Source organism: Paracandidimonas soli, from assembly GCF_004342005.1.
GTDB classification, from domain to species: Bacteria; Pseudomonadota; Gammaproteobacteria; order Burkholderiales; family Burkholderiaceae_B; genus Paracandidimonas; species Paracandidimonas soli.
Window position 1 is genome coordinate 221,026 of sequence record NZ_SMBX01000005.1, and the last position, 16,593, is coordinate 237,618.

Genomic DNA, 16,593 nt, shown 5'->3' on the forward strand with positions numbered 1-16,593 from the left:
GCAAAGGAAAGACGGAATGATCAGAAGAACAGGCAAGCTGGCGGCGGCCGGCATTCTGGCGGCGGCGCTTTCGGCATGCGCCGTGGGGCCGGATCACCAGCGTCCGGACCAGGAGATGGGTGATCACTATCGCCATGCCGAGGGTTGGGTGCAGGTGGATGCGGCCGCGCAGGCGGAGATGGCCCGCGACTGGTGGACGACGTTCAGCGATGCCAGGCTGGACGGCCTGATGGCGCAGCTGCTGCGTGAAAACCTGACGCTGCGGGAAGCCGAGGCGCGCTATCGCCAGGCGCAAGCCGGATTGCGCGGCGCGCAGGCGGGGCTGTTCCCCACGGTGGGCAGCAATGCCTCCGCCACGCGCTCGGGCGGCGGCGATGGGGAGGCCGGCAATCGTTATTCGCTCAGCGGCAACGTAAGCTGGGAGGTCGATGTCTGGGGGCGTGTGCGGCGCAATGTCGAGGCGGGAGAGGCCTCGGCGCAGGCCAGCGCGGCCGACTTGGCCGCGACGCAGCTGAGCCTGCAGTCGACGCTGGCGCAGACCTATTTCCGGCTGCTGTCGCTGGATGCGGAAAAACGCCTGATGGAGCAGACGATAACCGCCTACGAGCGTTCCCTGCAGATGACGGAAAATCGCTACCAGGCGGGCGTGTCGGCGCAGACGGACGTGGCGGCCTCGCTCTCGCAGCTGGAAAACGCCAGGGCGCAGCGCCTTGCGCTGGAGCGCCAGCGCGCCGTGCATGAAAATGCCCTGGCCGTGCTGACGGGGCGGCCTCCGTCGGATTTCTCGCTGGATGAAACGATGCGGCTGGGGATAGTGCCGGTGGTGCCTGCTGGCGTGCCTTCGCAGTTGCTGCAGCGCAGGCCGGACATCGTGGCGGCGGAACGCCGGGTGGCGGAAGCCAATGCGCGCATCGGCGTGGCGCAGGCGGCGTGGTTCCCTTCGCTGACCTTGTCGGCGCAAGGCGGGTACAGCAGCGGCCAGTGGGCGCAGTGGCTGTCCGCGCCATCGCAGTTCTGGTCGCTGGGGCCGGCGCTCGCGCTTGCGCTGTTTGACGGAGGCGCGCGCCAGGCCTCGGTCGATTCGGCCCGGGCGGCGCACGAGGCGCAGAGCGCCGCCTACCGCCAGACCGTGCTGACGGCGTTGCGCGAGGTCGAGGACTATCTGGTCAGCCTGCGCGTGCAAGAACAGGAGCAGGCCACCCAGGCGCGCGCGCTGGAGGCGTCGCGCGAAACGCTGCGCCTGATCACGAATCAGTACGAAGCGGGCATGGTCGATTACCTCAGCGTGGTGCAGGCGCAGGCGTCCGCGCTCAGCGCGGAGCGCACCGCCATCAGCCTGCAGGCGGACCGGCTGGTCAACAGCGTGCAACTGATCACGGCGCTGGGCGGTGGATGGGATGTTTCCCTGCTGGGGCAGGAGCCGGAAACTTCCGCTCCTTGACCACGCGCCCAAGCGCAAGCTCAACGTAGATCAAAGAGCGGCCGGATGGCCGGGTGATATCATCGGTGTCATCCAAGGTACAGGCGTTTTCCATGAAATCGAATTCTTTCCATTCCAGGCGCAGATTGCTGGGCATGGCGCTGGGCGCAACGGCATCGGGGATTCTTGCTCCGTGGCGTCCGGCGCTGGCGCAACCGGCCAAGGTGCCCGATCCGTTCTATACGCACGCGTTCGAGGATCTTGACGGTGTTTCGCAAGATATGGCCCGGTTCCTGGGCAAGCCGCTGGTGCTGAATTTCTGGGCCACGTGGTGCCCGCCCTGCGTCAAGGAGATGCCGGATCTCAATGCGCTAAACGCGAAGCATCCCGGCGTCGCCTTCCTCGGGCTCGCGATCGATACCGAAAGCAATGTGCGCAAGTTCCTGGAAAAGATTCCGGTCGATTACGATGTCATGATGGCGGGCAAGGGCGGCATGCGCCTGATGCGCGAGCTAGGCAACCGCCAGGGCGGCTTGCCGTTCACGCTGGTGTTCGATGCCAGGGGGCGCGTATCGCAGCGCATTCTCGGTCAGGTAGATCCGGACGTTCTTGATGGCTATATCCGCGATCTTGCGGTATCCTGATGCAAACATGCGCGATTCCGGTGAAGGGCTTGCGGCTTTGCACCCATCGCCCGCACGTATGCCCGGACCCTGTCCCAGGGTTACATTTAGGTGAAAATTAATGGACAAAGACGGCTTTTTGGCGTAAAAAGAGCGGTCTTTCTTCTATGAGTACCTCGATGGCGCGACATATCCTTGTGTTGCATGGTCCCAATCTCAATCTGCTTGGCACCAGACAGCCCGAAATCTACGGGCATGAAACACTGGCCGACATCAATGCGCATCTTGAGCGTGTCGCCGCGGAACATGGCGCACAGTGCAGCCATTTCCAGAGCAACCACGAAGGCGAACTGCTGGACCGCATCCATGCGGCGCGTCAGGACGGCACGGATTTCATCATCATCAATGCGGGTGCTTATACGCATACCAGCATTGCGCTGGCCGACGGGCTGGCATCGGTGGATATCCCCTTCATCGAAGTCCATTTGTCCAATGTCTACCGGAGAGAAGCGTTCCGGCACCACTCCTTCCTGTCTTCGACGGCGAAAGGCGTCGTTGCCGGACTGGGGGCTTTCGGCTACGAGGCCGCTTTGCTCAGCGCGCTGCGTGCCTGAAGGCGAACGCGGGCCGCTGGCGGGTAGTGGCGTAGAGGTATTTTTTAAATCACTGTTGTTGCGCGCAAGCATGTTGCGTGAACTTGATGGGAAGGTTGTATGGATCTGAGAAAACTGAAAACACTGATCGATCTGGTCGCAGACTCCGGCATTGCCGAACTGGAGATCACCGAAGGCGACGACAAGGTGCGCATCGTCAAATTCTCGCAGGCGCCGCAGATCATTGCCAGCGCTCCGGCCGCAGCCGCGGCGCCGGTCGTCGTCGCTTCGGAAGCCGCCGCGCCGGCCGCCGCCCCTGCGCCGGCCGCACCGGCGCAGCCTGCAGGCCATACTGTCAAGGCGCCGATGGTCGGCACCTTCTATCGCTCGCCCAATCCCGGCGCCGCGCCTTTCGTGGAGGTCGGCCAGTCGGTCAAGGAAGGCGAGCCGCTGTGCATCATCGAAGCCATGAAGCTGCTCAATGAGATCGAAGCCGACAAGGCGGGCGTCATCAAGGAAATCCTGGTGGAGAACGGCGAACCCGTCGAATACGGTCAACCCCTGTTTGTCATCGGCTAAGGTATGTTCGAAAAAATCCTGATCGCCAACCGTGGCGAAATCGCCCTGCGCATCCAGCGTGCCTGCCGGGAGCTCGGTATCAAGACGGTCGTGGTGCATTCCGAGGCCGACCGCGACGCCATGTATGTGCGTCTTGCCGACGAATCCGTCTGCATCGGTCCGGCGCAGTCGCGCGACAGCTACCTGAACATGCCGGCCCTGATCTCGGCTGCTGAAGTTACAGACTCCGAGGCCATTCACCCCGGCTACGGCTTCCTGGCGGAAAACGCCGACTTCGCCGAGCGCGTCGAGAAAAGCGGTTTCGTGTTCATCGGCCCCACGCCGGAGTCCATCCGGACGATGGGCGACAAGGTCAGCGCCAAGCGCGCCATGATCGAAGCCGGAGTACCCGTCGTGCCTGGGTCGGAAGGCGCGCTGCCGGACGATTCGCAGGAAGTTCTGCGCATGGCCCGCGAGACCGGCTATCCGGTCATCATCAAGGCCGCCGGCGGCGGCGGCGGGCGCGGCATGCGCGTGGTGTATACCGAAGCTGCGCTGCTCAATGCAGTGGCCATGACCAAGACGGAAGCCGGCGCGGCATTCAACAATCCGGAAGTCTATATGGAGAAGTTCCTCGAGAACCCGCGCCATATCGAAATCCAGGTGCTTGCCGACGGCGGGCGCAATGCCCTGTGGCTGGGCGAGCGCGACTGCTCCATGCAGCGCCGCCACCAGAAGGTCATCGAAGAGGCGCCGGCGCCTGGCATTCCCCGCAGGCTGATCGAGCGCATCGGTGAGCGTTGCGCCGAGGCCTGCCGCCGCATGGGCTACCGTGGCGCGGGCACGTTCGAGTTCCTGTACGAGAACGGCGAGTTCTTCTTTATCGAAATGAACACGCGCATCCAGGTTGAGCATACGGTTACCGAAATGATTACCGGTATCGATCTCGTCCAGCAGCAGATCCGCATTGCCGCAGGCGAGAAGTTCACGCTGCGCCAGCGCGACGTCGAGCTCAAGGGCCATGCGATCGAATGCCGCATCAACGCCGAAGATCCGTTCAAGTTCACGCCCAGCCCCGGCCTGATCACGAACTGGGTCACGCCGGGAGGCCCCGGCGTGCGTGTGGATTCGCATGTGTACACGGGCTATCGTGTCCCTCCTTACTACGACTCCATGATCGCCAAGCTCATCACGTACGGCGATACGCGCGAACAGGCGATCGCACGCATGCATATCGCCCTGTCCGAGATGGTGGTCGAGGGCGTATCCACCAATATCGCATTGCATCGGGAACTGATGCAGGATGCGCGCTTCCATGAAGGCGGCACCAGCATCCACTACCTGGAACACAAACTGTCCCAGCGCCCCTGATGCGGGGCACGCGCGCCGCGGCCGTGCGGCGCGCGCATTTTCCTTAGGAATACGGCATGCGGGAAATCGTACTGTTGTGTCCGCAGGCGCATGCAGAAGCGCTTGCGGATTTTTTGCTTGAAGAGGGCGTACTGTCGGTGTCAGTCGAGGACGCGGACGGAGATACCGAGGCGGAGGTGCCCCTGTTCGGCGAGCCTGGCCTCGAGCCCGAGGTACAGGCCTGGCACCGCAACCGCGTCGTGGCGCTGTTGCCCGACGATCTCGCGCCGGAGCCGCTGGCTCGGCAGGCGCACCGGCAGGGCTGGCTGGCCGCCGCCAACGACTGGACGCAGCGCGAGGTGCCCGATACCGACTGGGTGCGCCTGACGCAGTCGCAGTTCGGTCCGATAGAAGTAGGATCCCGCATCTGGATCACGCCGAGCTGGCATGAAGACGATGCGGCTCCGCAGTCCCTGGGAGATGGCGCCGATACGTCCATCGTCCGCATCCGCCTCGATCCCGGGCTGGCGTTCGGCACGGGCAGCCATCCGACGACGCATCTCTGCCTGGAGTGGCTGGCGGAAAACCTGGAGCCGGGCCAGACCGTGCTGGATTATGGCTGCGGTTCCGGCATTCTCGCCATCGCCGCCAGGCTGCTGGGGGCAGGCAGGACGCAAGGCGTCGACATCGACGAACAGGCGGTCCAGTCGACACAGTACAATGCGGAAGTCAATGGAGTGGAACTGGATGCCATGCTGCCCGATGCCTTGCCGCAAGGGACAGTGCAGGTCGTGGTGGCCAACATCCTGTCCAATCCCTTGAAAGTGCTGGCCCCCATGCTGGCAAACCGTGTTGCGCAAGGAGGCCGGCTGGTGCTTTCGGGCGTGCTCGAACGCCAGGCAGATGAAGTCATTGCCGCCTATGCCCCCTGGATCGAAATGCAGGTCTGGCAGGCGCGGGAAGGGTGGGTCTGCCTGCATGGGCGACGTGCCTAGTTACCGTAGACCAGAGACGCCTTGCCGACATGGAATTGACGACACAATGCCCGCAATGCGGTGAAACTTTTCAAGCCAGCCTGGAGCAGTTGCAGTTGCGCAAAGGCTATGTGCGCTGCATCAGCTGCGCACATATCTTCGATGGCTATGAAGCCGTCGTGCCTGCGATTTCAGGGCATGGAGGCATGGATGCGGCCCGTGCCGGGTATGCGTCGCACACGTTCGGAGCGGATGCCGATCAGGAACCGCCCGATGCGGACGAACCCCACGTACCGTTCAGCACCCAGGCGGCTGCCGCATCCGATGCCGGGTATCGCCGCGAGCCCTATCGCGTCCATGTCGGCGACGAGGACGCTGGTGTCGCGGCCATGCAGCCCGGGCGCCGCGATCCTGTACTGAAGGACGAGGACGACAGCGACGATGAAGGCGACGGAGGCCCAGGCAGGATCTACGTCGAGCCGCGCTCGCCTTATGGCTCGGCTCGCGCTTCGGACATCCCTGAGTTCCTCGATGAAGGACCGCGCCGATTCGCACGCATGGGCCACACACTCTGGGTATGGCTGAGTCTGCTGGCGCTGGCGCTGCTGGCCGCGCAGGCGGCCTATGTCTACCGGATGCAATTGGCCGACAGCGTGCCGGAGCTGCGCCCTGTGCTCGAGCGCCTGTGCCATCCGTGGGGATGCACGGTCGAATATCCGCGTCGCATCGAACAGATTTCCGTTCTCGGTTCTTCCCTGCGTGTCCGCAAGGCGGGGGAGGAAAAACCGGAGCAGGGCAGTCGCCTGATGCTGCACGTGACGCTGCGCAATGCGGCCGAGCGGCCGCAGCAATGGCCGTCCATCGCGCTGGACCTGACGGACTTTTCAGGAGCCGTGGTGGTGCGCAAGATTCTCCAGCCGTCCGACTATCTGCCGAAGGACAGGCTGCCGCAGCCGTTCGCCGCGCGCAGCGAGCTGGCCGTCCAGCTTCCGCTGGATGTGCGGGGCGGCGATGTGAACGGTTATCAGCTGAGTCTGTTTTTTCCCTGATTTTTCATAAGGCAGTGTCATGTCCGATAAGGTTCTGGTTTGCGGTTCTGTAGCGTTCGATACCATCACGGTATTCGAAGGGCATTTCAAGGATCATATTCTTGCGGACCACATCAAGTCCCTGAGCGTTTCGTTCTTCGTTCCCAGCATGCGCAAGGAATACGGCGGTTGCGCCGGCAACATCGCCTACAGTCTGCGCCTGCTCGGCGGCAATCCGCTGCCTGTCGCCACCGTGGGTTCCGATGCCGCGGATTATCTCGACTACATGAAGGCGCAGGGCATCGATACGCGCTGGGTGCGTGTGCTCGACGACATGTATACGCCGCAGTGCTTCATCACGACGGACAAGGACAACAATCAGATCGCTTCGTTCCATCCCGGCGCCATGCTGCGTTCGTCCGAAAACGCGTTTCTCAGGGACGAGGGCGTATCGTGGGGCATCGTTGCGCCCGATGCCAAGGAGGGCATGTTCGCCCACGCCCGGCGCATGCGGGAGCAGGGCATTCCTTTTGTGTTCGACCTGGGCCAGGCCATGCCGCTGTTCAATGGCGAAGATCTGACCGAGATGCTGTCCCTGGCACACATTGTTACTGCGAACGACTACGAGGCAGGCATAATTTCAGAGCGTACAGGGCGCAGCATGCAGGATATCGCCCGGTCGCTGCAGGCGGTCGTTGTGACGCGCGGCGCGCAGGGAACTACGCTGTACGAAGGCGGTCAAACTGTCGATATCGGGCCGGTGCCTGCGAAGCAGGTCGTCGATCCGACAGGATGCGGAGATGCGCATCGCGCCGGCGTGCTGTACGGCCTGACGCATGGCTGGTCCCTGGTAGATTCCTGCCGTCTGGCCAATGTCATGGGAAGCTTCAAGATCGGTTCCAGGGGGCCGCAGAATCACAAGCCGTCGCTGGCCGAGGTCGATGCGGCATTGCAGGAAAACTACGGCATAAGGTTTGCCTGAGAGCGCTTTCCCCGCCTGCGTTTCCATGCAGAATACGATCGATGTTTCGCCAGGCGTGGCGCTTGGCAAGAAGGAGTGGCAAATGCATATGGCAGATTTTCCAAAGATTCAGGCACGGCAGTTCCGCCGCGCCGCGGCAATGGCGGTCCTCGCGGGAGCCGCAGTCCTGGCGGGTTGCGCGAACCAGTCCGCGTCCAGTTCCGTCTATACGTATGGGCAGGCGCAACGTGAGCAGATCGTGCGCCTGGGAACGGTCGAATCCGTCCGGCCCATCACCATCCAGAGCGATAAATCATCCGGCGTGGGCACGGTGGCGGGGGGCGCGCTTGGAGGCGTGGCCGGCAGCACGGTAGGCGGCGGAACCGGCCAGGTGCTGGCATCGATAGGCGGCGCCATCATCGGCGGTCTGCTGGGCAATGCCGCGGAAAATCAGATGAACCGCAAGTCGGGCCTGGAAATCACCGTGCGTCTCGACAACGGCGAGACACGTGTCATCGCACAGGAAGCGGATGTCGCCATCTCTGCGGGACAACGCGTAAGGCTGATCAGCGGCAACGGACCGACGCGCGTCGTACCTTTCTGACCACGCGCCCAAGCGCAAGCCTCGTCGTTCACGACGAGATCGAGCGAGGCGGTGTTCATACGGCGCCGCAGGCGCCCCTGGATGGTGGCGAGGAGGCTCCCGGCTTCAGGCGGGAGTGACTCACGAAATCTCGAGAACTCACCTGGGTTCGCACAAAAGCTGGGCTGTCTGAATGGCAGCCCAGCTTTTTTCGTCAGACGGCGAACAGCGCGAAAGCAACGCGCTGCAGGACCATCAGGGCGATTTGCGCCAGCACCAGCAGCACGAGCGGCGAGAAATCGATGCCGCCCAGGTTGGGCAGGATACGGCGGATGGGGTCGAGCAAAGGCGCCGTCAGCGTCTGCAGCAGCGGCATGACGGGAGCCATGGGGTTGACCCAGGACAGGATGGCCTGCAGCAGCGTCATCCAGAGAATGATGTTGAACAGCCAGCGGGCTACGGTCAGCATGGCGGCGATGAGCGCCGGACCGAGACTGCCGACGGAGGGCAGGGAGCCGGTGCCGATGATCCAGCCCAGCAGCAGATAGGCCAGGGCGACCAGCCAGGCGGCGGACAGGCTGGGCCAGTCGATCAGGCTGCCGGGTGACAGGATTTTGCGGACAGGCTGCACCAGCCAGTTGGTAACGCGGATGATGGCCTGGGAGTAGGGATTGAACGGATGCAGGCGCACGGCGTGCGTCCAGGCGCGCAGGATAAGCGCGATGCCCATCAGCGTGGCTGCGATCGTAAGAAGGAACTGGAGGATATCGCTGAGCATGGGGATGGTTCTTGAAGTTTCTGCAAGGCCGATTGTCGCACGAGATGGCTTTGTTTTGCGTGCCGTCATTCGCATGCGCGGCTCATGCTTTCAGCATCGTTGCGCCATGAAAAAACCCCCGGCATGCCGGGGGCCTGGATCCTGAAGCTTGCCGCGGATGTGCGGCAAGCAGTGTTCAGGAAGCCGTCTTATTAGGGGCGGCCGCCTGTGGGGAAGGGCCACGAAGCTGCTGGGTTGACCGTCTTCTTGGCGTCGACCGCGGGCGTTGCTTCCTTGTTTGCCTTGGGGGCCGCGGCCTTCTTGGCAGGAGCCTTTTTGGCGGCAGGCGCCTTCTTGGCTGCCGGGGCCTTGGGTGCCGCAGGCGTTTTCACTGCCGCGGTGCGCTTGGCGGGCGCGGCTTTCTTTGCAACGGCTTTCTTGGCTGCGGGAGCTTTCTTTGCCGGCGCGGCCTTCTTTGCGGGAGCCTTTTTGGCGGCAGGCGCCTTCTTGGCTACAGCCTTCTTGGCGGGTGCGGCTTTCTTGGCTGCGGCTTTCTTTGCCGGCGCCGCCTTCTTGGCTACGACCTTCTTTGCAACCGCTTTCTTTGCGACTGCCTTTTTGGCGACTGCCTTCTTGGCTACGGCTTTTTTGGCTACGGCCTTCTTGGCGGGTGCTGCCTTCTTGGCTACGGCCTTCTTTGCCGGCGTCGCCTTCTTGGCTACGACTTTCTTTGCGACTGCCTTTTTGGCTACGGCTTTCTTTGCGGGTGCCGCTTTCTTGGCTACAGCCTTTTTAGCGACTGCCTTCTTGGCGGGTGCTGCCTTCTTGGCTGCGACAGGTTTCTTGGCTACGGCTTTCTTTGCCGCAGGTGCTGCTTTCTTGGCAGCGGTGGCTTTCTTGGGTGCTGCCTTCTTGGCTGTTGCCATGGTATAGCTCCTTGGGATGAAGTCAGTCAGAGAGAGTGCGTTCACCCATTTGATATGGCCCCCACGAAAATGGCGCGACCCATCTCAAATGGCTAAGCGTGCGAAGCGTCTTTCCTCCTGACAACATCGCACGCCTAGAGTCTAACGTAAGGCATAGCGCGATTCCAAGCATTATTCAAAACAAGGCGTCCGACAATTGTCTTTCTCGACTTCGACTTATCGTATCGCGAGCTTTTTTTTGCGCGAATAATTGCGTCGATTTGCGCGCTTGGTTCGCGCGCGGATACTTTGAAACTCCGGCCGGACGATGCGTTTTTCCGCCGGCTTCGATAGTGGGAAAGATATCGATTGCGTTGCCCGCGATGTGATGGAATTTCTGCACATCGGATTTTCAGTCGCTGCAATCCCAGTATCCATGCGGGTTTTGAGATAGCATGGAATTTTTACGCGAGAGTCCTGCCGAGGGCAACCGCATGCATGGCGCATGCGCATGGCGTGCCTGCCCGAGGATGCCGTTGCATGCAATGAGCGTGTGGACGGCGTCAAGAAACGCGCCGGCATCGCTCGCCGGCCGTTGCTCGATGGCGATAAAAATGCATTTGCATAAAACCAACATCCAGGCATCGAGTCGTGCGCAGGAAAGCGTCGTGCATGGCGAACGCGCAGTATGTTATGAATGACGTTCGCTTGTTTTTCGCAGAGGATTTTTTGCCATGTCCATGCACGGATCGCCTTCTCGTTTTGCCGTTGCCGCTTGCCTTGCCATGCTGCTGTCGGCTTGCGCCACGACGACGCGGCAGCCTTCGACCGTCGTCGATGCAGGCATGTACGATGCCGCATTCAAGGGTTGCAGCCCTGTCGCCCAGGATGAACCCGCCGTGGGGAATTGGCTGGCGGTGCGCAAGGAGCCTGGCATTGCTGGAGAAATACGCTTGCAGATCCGGCTGCACGCGGATGGCAGCATGCATTATGTCGAACAGCTCAAGCGCGGCAACAGGCCGCCGCAGAGCCTTGACGAAACCGGGTGCTGGTACAGGGAAGAAGGAACGCTGGTCCTGCGAACTACGCATTCCAACGGTTCGCAGGTGGATGCGCAGGATCCCATCTATGTCAACCGCCATGCCATTGCCGCGCTCGACGGCAAAGGCATGGCGCTGAACATGCATGGGAAGGAGATCCGGCTGCGCCGCGCGTCGCCGGACTACCGCTTGCCTATTCTGTGACGGCCGACAGGCGCTGCAGTACGGTTTCGCGTCCCAGCAGCGCCAGCACGGCATCGATGGCGGGAGTCTGCGTGCGTCCAGTCACTGCGACACGCAGCGGGATGGCCAGCTTGGGCATCTTCACGCCATGCTGTTCCAGTACCTGCTTAATGGCCGCGGACAGCGAAGATGCATCCCATTGCGCCAGCGCATCCGCCTGCTGCCGGAAATCTCGCAGCAGAGGCAGAGACTCGGCATTGATGTGCTGCGCGCGCAGTTCGTCGTCGGGGCCGTTGAATGCGGCGCAGAACAGCATGGCGCCTTCCGCCAGCTGATTCAGGGTTTCGGCGCGGTCTTTCAGTAGCCCCATGATGGCAGGCAGGTCCGCGCTGCCGGGATCGCCGCCCAGCGAGCTGATGCGCGGCGAGACGCGGGCGGCCAGGTCGTCGTTGCCGCTTTGCTTGATGTAGTGCGCATTGACCCAATTGAGTTTCTTGGGATCCCATTGCGCGGCCGATTTGCTCAGGTTGCGCACGTCGAACCATTCGACCAGTTGCTCGCGGGTGAACAGTTCGTCGTTGCCATGGCTCCAGCCCAGGCGCGCCAGATAGTTGATCATGGCTTCCGGCAGGTAGCCGTCCTTGTCGTACTCGACCACGCTGACCGCGCCGTGGCGCTTGGACAGCTTTTCGCCGTCCGGTCCAAGAATCATCGGCACATGGCCGTATTCGGGCGGCGTCGCGCCGAGCGCGCGCAGGATGTTGATCTGGCGGGGCGTGTTGTTGACGTGATCGTCGCCGCGGATGACGTGCGTGATCTTCATGTCCCAGTCATCGACGACCACACAGAAATTGTAGGTGGGCGTGCCGTCCGGACGAGCGATGATCAGGTCGTCCAGCTCGCTGTTGTCGAAGCGAATCGGACCCTTGACCATGTCGTTCCAGGTGGTGGCGCCGTCTGTCGGATTGCGGAAACGGATCACGGGCTTGCGGCCTTCGGGAACCGGGGGCAGCGTCTTGCCGGGTTCCGGGCGCCAGGTGCCGTCGTAGCGCGGCTTCAGGCCGAGGGCGCGTGCGCGTTCGCGCATGGCTTCGACTTCCTCCGGCGAACTGTAGCAATGATAGGCGTGGCCTTTTTCCAGCAGTTCGGCCAGCACCTCGCGATAGCGGTCCATGCGTTGCATCTGGTAGAAGGGGCCTTCGTCGGGCGTCATTTCCAGCCATGCCATGCCGTCGAGAATCGCCTGCACGGCTTCCGGCGTGGAGCGTTCGAGATCAGTGTCTTCGATGCGCAGCACGAAGACGCCTTTGTGGTGCCGGGCGAACGCCCAGGAGAAGAGGGCGGTGCGGGCGCCGCCAAGATGCAGATAGCCGGTGGGGGAAGGCGCGAAACGGGTACGGACGGGCGCTGCTGACTGTGTCATGAATGGTCTCGGGATGGCCGGTGCGGCGGGCGATCGCCCGCAAGGCCGGATTGCACGTAAGATAACGGGGTATTTTACCGTTTCGGGAGCATGGCATGCCGAGGCATCGTCTGGCCGCATTGTTCGAGCCGCAGTCCGTACTTGTCCTGAGCGATATCGATCTTCCCGCCGGCCGGGAGGCGGGTGCGAGATTGCGCGGCAGGCTGGTGCAGGTGCTGCTTGAGGCGAGTGGCGAGGTGTCGCTGCCGGAGCCGCTTTCGCTGCCCATGCCGGGAGGGCGGTTGGACCTGGCGCTGGTATGCGTGTCGCCGACGCGGCTGCCGCAGGTATGCGATGCCGTGCGTCCGCTGAGGCCGCGCTGCATGGTGGTGCTGTCGCATCCGGATCAATCGGCCGATCCGATGGAGGATGCCGCCTATTGCCGCAGCTGGGCGCGATTGCATGACTGCGCGCTGATCGGTCCCAGGTCCTTCGGTGTGCAGCGTCCGTCCCTGGGCCTGAATCTCAGCCATGATACGCCGCATGCCCTGCCAGGCAAGGTGGCCCTGGTCACGCAGTCCCGCTCCATTGCGGCCGCCGTGATGGATTGGGCCGACGATGTGAAGCTGGGATTTTCCGCTGTCGTCTGCCTGGGCGACGAGGCCTCCGTCAATGTGGCCGCCGTGCTGGATTACCTGGCCATGGATGCGCGCACGGACAGCATCGCCCTGTACCTGGAGGACATCGCCTCGGCGCGGGAGTTCTCCAGCGCGCTGCGGGCCGCCGCCAGCGTGAAGCCTGTCGTCGTGCTGAAGTCCGGCCATGGCCGCGACGAGCCAGGAGGGCAGCACGACGCGGTATTCGATACGGTGCTGCGCCGCACCGGCGCGGTCCGGGTCCCCTATTTCGTGCAATTGTTTTCGGCGCTGAAGGTGCTGGGGTATGCGCATCGCCCCAAGGGGCGGCGCATCGCCGTATTCTCGAACGGCAATGGTCCCGCGCAGCTGGCGCTGGATGTGCTCGGGCCTACCGGCGTGCTGCGCGCCGGACTTTCACTGGCGACGCGCAAGCAATTGCAGGAAACGCTGGAGCGCGGAGCCGAAACGGCGAATCCCGTGGTGTCGTTCGCACCGCTGCGGCCGCAGGTCATGGCGCGCGTCATGCAACTGCTGCAGGAAGATGCCGATGTCGACGGCATCCTTGTGCTGCTGTCGCCGGATCCGCTGTCGGACCTGGACGGAGTCGTGGATGAACTGGCCCGGATTGCGCCACGGGCCGGCAAGCCGCTCATCACCTGCTTCATGGGGGACTCCCAGATGCGCCGCCTGCGCCACGTCATGGACAGCGCGGGCGCGCCCTCCTTCCGTACGCCGGAAACGGCGGCCGGCGCATTCGGAACGCTGACGATGCATCATTACAGCCAGATGCTGGCGCAGCAGATATTGCCGCCGGAAGCGCTGGGCCGGCCCGCCAGGGTGGACGAGGCCAGGGCTATTGTCCGCGAGGCTCAGCGCCAGCACAGGCAGGCGCTGGGTCCGCGGGAGTGCAGGCAGGTGCTGGCCTGCTTCGACGTTCCTGTGCAATGGCTGCCTGAGGCGGACTCGCCGGACGGATACGGCGACATGCCGCCCATGTCCATCAGGGTTAGGCGAGACCCGCTGTTCGGTCCCTACATATGCTTCGGACGCGGCGGCGGAGCCATGTCGGGCGAGGAAGCGCAGTCAGGCATGGAACTGCCTCCGTTGAATCGTTTCCTGGCGCGGCAGCTTGTGGAGCGCAGCGGCCTGTGGCGCCGCGAGCTGTCCCGGAGCATGACGCCGGCCGCATTCGATATGCTGCAGGAGACGCTGGAGTGCATTTCCGATCTGGTCTGCGAGCTGCCGACCATCGCGTCGCTGACGCTGGATCCCCTGTACGCCGATGAACGTCATCTGGCGGCCGGCGGCATCAGGATGGAGCTGAGTTCGACGTCGATGCTGGTGCTGCCGGAAACGACCGGCTACCGGCACCTGGCCATCCACCCTTATCCTCGCCATCTGGTGCGCGAGAAAACCCTGAAGGACGGCCGGCGCTGGCTGATGCGGCCGATACGTCCCGAAGACGCGGAGCCGCTGCAGGAACTGATGCGCAGCCTGTCAGACAAGACGCGCTACATGCGTTTCGTCTCCATGCTGCGCGAGCTGACGCCGCACATGCTGTCGCGCTATACGCGCATCGATTACGACCGCGAGCTGGCGCTGGTGGCGACGGTGAAGGAGCCCAATCCCGCGAATCGTGGCCATCCGCGCGAGCGCATCGTCGGATTCGCGCACTATCTGCGCAATCCCGACGGGCGCGGCGCCGAGTATGCGCTGGTGATCGGCGACGACTGGCAGCGTTGCGGCATGGGAGCCGAGCTGATGCGGGGCCTGATCGAGGCCGCGCAGGAGCAGGGGCTGACGTATATCGACGGCTGGGTGCTGGCCGGCAACAGCCCCATGCTGGGCTTGATGGCGTATCTCGGCTTCAGCAACGACATGGATCCCGACGATCCGGGCATGCGCCGCGTCTGGCTGGACCTCGGGGAAACCCGCCGCCAGTGAGCGGCGCGGGCGGGCAGCCCTAGCGGCGGCCCAGCGCGGCTTCGATCTTCTTGTCTGTCTTGTACTGGCTCAGCGCATAGACGGCCCAGATGGCCGCGGGCACCCAGCCGATCAGCGTGATCTGCAGGATCAGGCAGATGATGCCGGCAATCGGGCGTCCGATGGTGAAGAACGTCAGCCAGGGAAGGATCAGGGCGATGAGAAGGCGCATGGGAGAGTGGCTCCGTGAGGCGTATGGGATGATTGCATGCGGTTTTTACACCGGGGGAGCGCCACGAAGCAAGAGGCGCTTCTCCGGTGCGGACCGTTTCGGCGGACGATGGCTCGTCGCCTGTTCAGGCCAGCACGTGGCGCAGGAAGCGGGCGATGTCCACCAGCTCCTCTGGGCATACCGTGTGCGGCATCGGGTAGGTTTTCCACTGGACCTGATAGCCGGCATTTTCAAGCAGGCGGCGCGATGCCTCGGCGCGGTCGATCGTGACGACCGGGTCGACCGTGCCGTGGGCCAGGAAGATGGGGGTGTCCTGATTGGCGGGGTGGCGCTCGGCCTCCAGCGTGGATGCCAGCGGCAGGTAGCCCGAAAGCCCCATCAGGCCGGCCAGCTTTTCCGGATGGCGCAGGCCGGTCTGCAGCGTCATGGCGCAGCCTTGCGAGAACCCGGCCAGCACGATGTTGCCGGAGGGAATGCCCCGGGCGTTTTCCCGGGCGATCAGGGCCTGCACGTCGCGCTGGGATTGCTGCAGTCCCTGCGTGTCTTCGCGGCGGATCAACTCGGGGGTGTAGATGTCGTACCAGCCGCGCATGGCCATGCCGCCATTGATAGTGATGGGCCGCACCCTGGCGTTGGGATAGATGAAGCGCACGGCGGGGCTGTCGTACAGTCCCAGCTCGGTGGCCAGGGGGGCGAAGTCATTGGCGTCCGCGCCCAGGCCGTGCATCCAGATGACGGCGTGCGTGGGATTCGGGGCGGTTTCGATCTCGATGCAGTCCAGCAGTGTGTCGGTGCTCATTGTGCTTCCGTTGGTGTTTCGTCGTCCAGCTTGTCCAGTTGCTTGAGCGCCTGGAACAGGGCGCGGTAATGCTTGCGCTGCGGCTCCTGTCCCTGCAGCAGCGCGGCATTCTTCCTGGCTTCCTGGCGCGCGTTGCGGACCAGACCGTGCAGCAGCTTGGCGTCGGCCTGGGGATAGTCGTCGATCAGCTGTGTCAGCGCCTGGTCGTCCCGCAGCAGCAGGTCGCGCAGGGCTTCCAGCCTGTGCATGGCGGCGGCCTCGGCGCGCGAGCCATTCTTCCAGATATCGAGCTGATTGCGGATGGCCTCGGCGGGCGCTTTGCGCATGAGCTTGCCGACATAATGGATCTGGCGGCGGCGGCCTTCGCGGCTGGTGGTGCGCTGCGCCAGGCGGATGGCGTCGTGGAGTTCATCGCCCAGCGGCAGGCGCTTGAGCTGGTCGGAGGACAGGTCGACCAGTTGCTTGCCCAGGTCCTGCAGCGCGAGCATTTCGCGCTTTACCTGGGATTTGCTGGGTCGTCCGTAGAAGTCGTCGGGGGAAAATTCGTCCGGAGAATCGGCAGGAGTGTTTGCCATCACTGAATGTGTGAAAAAATAGTGTCCAATTGGCTATGATAACCGGCCG

At 63.5% G+C, this 16,593-nt stretch carries 17 protein-coding genes; 11 read left to right on the forward strand and 6 right to left on the reverse strand.

What is annotated here, in order from left to right:
- The first annotated feature begins 16 nt into the window (after positions 1-16).
- The 9 genes from EV686_RS11945 (at position 17) to EV686_RS11985 (ending at position 8,111) form a co-directional block, all read left to right on the forward strand.
- The gene (locus tag EV686_RS11945) at positions 17-1,441 is read left to right on the forward strand and encodes an efflux transporter outer membrane subunit (protein ID WP_132477164.1); all 1,425 of its coding nucleotides are present in this window, start codon (positions 17-19) and stop codon (positions 1,439-1,441) included.
- 92 nt (positions 1,442-1,533) lie between these two features.
- Entirely contained in the window at positions 1,534-2,064 is a 531-nt protein-coding gene (locus EV686_RS11950; RefSeq protein ID WP_132477165.1) for a TlpA family protein disulfide reductase, read from the forward strand.
- A gap of 158 nt (positions 2,065-2,222) precedes the next feature.
- On the forward strand, positions 2,223-2,657 hold the full coding sequence (gene aroQ, locus EV686_RS11955) for a type II 3-dehydroquinate dehydratase (protein WP_132477166.1): 435 nt from the start codon (positions 2,223-2,225) through the stop codon (positions 2,655-2,657).
- Positions 2,658-2,756: 99 nt separating this feature from the next.
- On the forward strand, positions 2,757-3,215 hold the full coding sequence (accB, locus tag EV686_RS11960) for an acetyl-CoA carboxylase biotin carboxyl carrier protein (protein ID WP_132477167.1): 459 nt from the start codon (positions 2,757-2,759) through the stop codon (positions 3,213-3,215).
- 3 nt (positions 3,216-3,218) lie between these two features.
- Positions 3,219-4,565, forward strand: coding sequence for an acetyl-CoA carboxylase biotin carboxylase subunit (gene accC / locus EV686_RS11965; RefSeq protein ID WP_132477168.1), 1,347 nt, complete (start codon positions 3,219-3,221; stop codon positions 4,563-4,565).
- 56 nt (positions 4,566-4,621) lie between these two features.
- The gene (gene prmA, locus EV686_RS11970) at positions 4,622-5,539 is read left to right on the forward strand and encodes a 50S ribosomal protein L11 methyltransferase (RefSeq protein WP_132477169.1); all 918 of its coding nucleotides are present in this window, start codon (positions 4,622-4,624) and stop codon (positions 5,537-5,539) included.
- Positions 5,540-5,568: 29 nt separating this feature from the next.
- Positions 5,569-6,567, forward strand: coding sequence for a zinc-ribbon and DUF3426 domain-containing protein (locus tag EV686_RS11975; RefSeq protein WP_132477228.1), 999 nt, complete (start codon positions 5,569-5,571; stop codon positions 6,565-6,567).
- A gap of 19 nt (positions 6,568-6,586) precedes the next feature.
- Positions 6,587-7,528, forward strand: a complete 942-nt coding sequence (locus EV686_RS11980) for a carbohydrate kinase family protein (protein WP_132477170.1) — start codon at positions 6,587-6,589, stop codon at positions 7,526-7,528.
- A gap of 139 nt (positions 7,529-7,667) precedes the next feature.
- Positions 7,668-8,111 (forward strand): outer membrane lipoprotein, encoded by a 444-nt coding sequence (locus tag EV686_RS11985; RefSeq protein ID WP_377748313.1) that lies wholly within the window; start codon positions 7,668-7,670, stop codon positions 8,109-8,111.
- Positions 8,112-8,304: 193 nt separating this feature from the next.
- Here the strand turns inward: EV686_RS11985 and EV686_RS11990 are convergent, their stop codons facing one another.
- Entirely contained in the window at positions 8,305-8,868 is a 564-nt protein-coding gene (locus EV686_RS11990; protein ID WP_132477172.1) for a YggT family protein, read from the reverse strand.
- A gap of 191 nt (positions 8,869-9,059) precedes the next feature.
- Entirely contained in the window at positions 9,060-9,773 is a 714-nt protein-coding gene (locus tag EV686_RS11995) for a histone H1 (RefSeq protein ID WP_132477173.1), read from the reverse strand.
- 713 nt (positions 9,774-10,486) lie between these two features.
- Here EV686_RS11995 and EV686_RS12000 point away from each other — a divergent pair.
- Complete coding sequence (locus tag EV686_RS12000; protein ID WP_132477174.1) at positions 10,487-10,996, forward strand: hypothetical protein; 510 nt, start codon at positions 10,487-10,489, stop codon at positions 10,994-10,996.
- Here the strand turns inward: EV686_RS12000 and gltX are convergent.
- Positions 10,986-12,398, reverse strand: coding sequence for a glutamate--tRNA ligase (gltX, locus tag EV686_RS12005; protein ID WP_132477175.1), 1,413 nt, complete (start codon positions 12,396-12,398; stop codon positions 10,986-10,988). The genes EV686_RS12000 and gltX overlap by 11 nt on opposite strands.
- A 95-nt stretch (positions 12,399-12,493) precedes the next feature.
- On the opposite strand from gltX, the gene EV686_RS12010 reads away from it, so the two are divergent.
- Positions 12,494-14,959, forward strand: a complete 2,466-nt coding sequence (locus tag EV686_RS12010) for a bifunctional acetate--CoA ligase family protein/GNAT family N-acetyltransferase (RefSeq protein ID WP_132477176.1) — start codon at positions 12,494-12,496, stop codon at positions 14,957-14,959.
- 19 nt (positions 14,960-14,978) lie between these two features.
- Here the strand turns inward: EV686_RS12010 and EV686_RS12015 are convergent, their stop codons facing one another.
- The 3 genes from EV686_RS12015 to yjgA form a co-directional block, all read right to left on the reverse strand.
- On the reverse strand, positions 14,979-15,170 hold the full coding sequence (locus tag EV686_RS12015) for a YqaE/Pmp3 family membrane protein (protein ID WP_132477177.1): 192 nt from the start codon (positions 15,168-15,170) through the stop codon (positions 14,979-14,981).
- Positions 15,171-15,294: 124 nt separating this feature from the next.
- Positions 15,295-15,969 carry an alpha/beta hydrolase gene (locus EV686_RS12020; protein WP_132477178.1) on the reverse strand — a complete coding sequence of 225 codons (675 nt, stop codon included), beginning with the start codon at positions 15,967-15,969 and terminating at the stop codon, positions 15,295-15,297.
- Positions 15,966-16,544 carry a ribosome biogenesis factor YjgA gene (yjgA, locus tag EV686_RS12025; RefSeq protein WP_132477179.1) on the reverse strand — a complete coding sequence of 193 codons (579 nt, stop codon included), beginning with the start codon at positions 16,542-16,544 and terminating at the stop codon, positions 15,966-15,968. The genes EV686_RS12020 and yjgA overlap by 4 nt, the downstream gene beginning before the upstream one ends.
- Between the last annotated feature and the right edge of the window lie 49 nt (positions 16,545-16,593).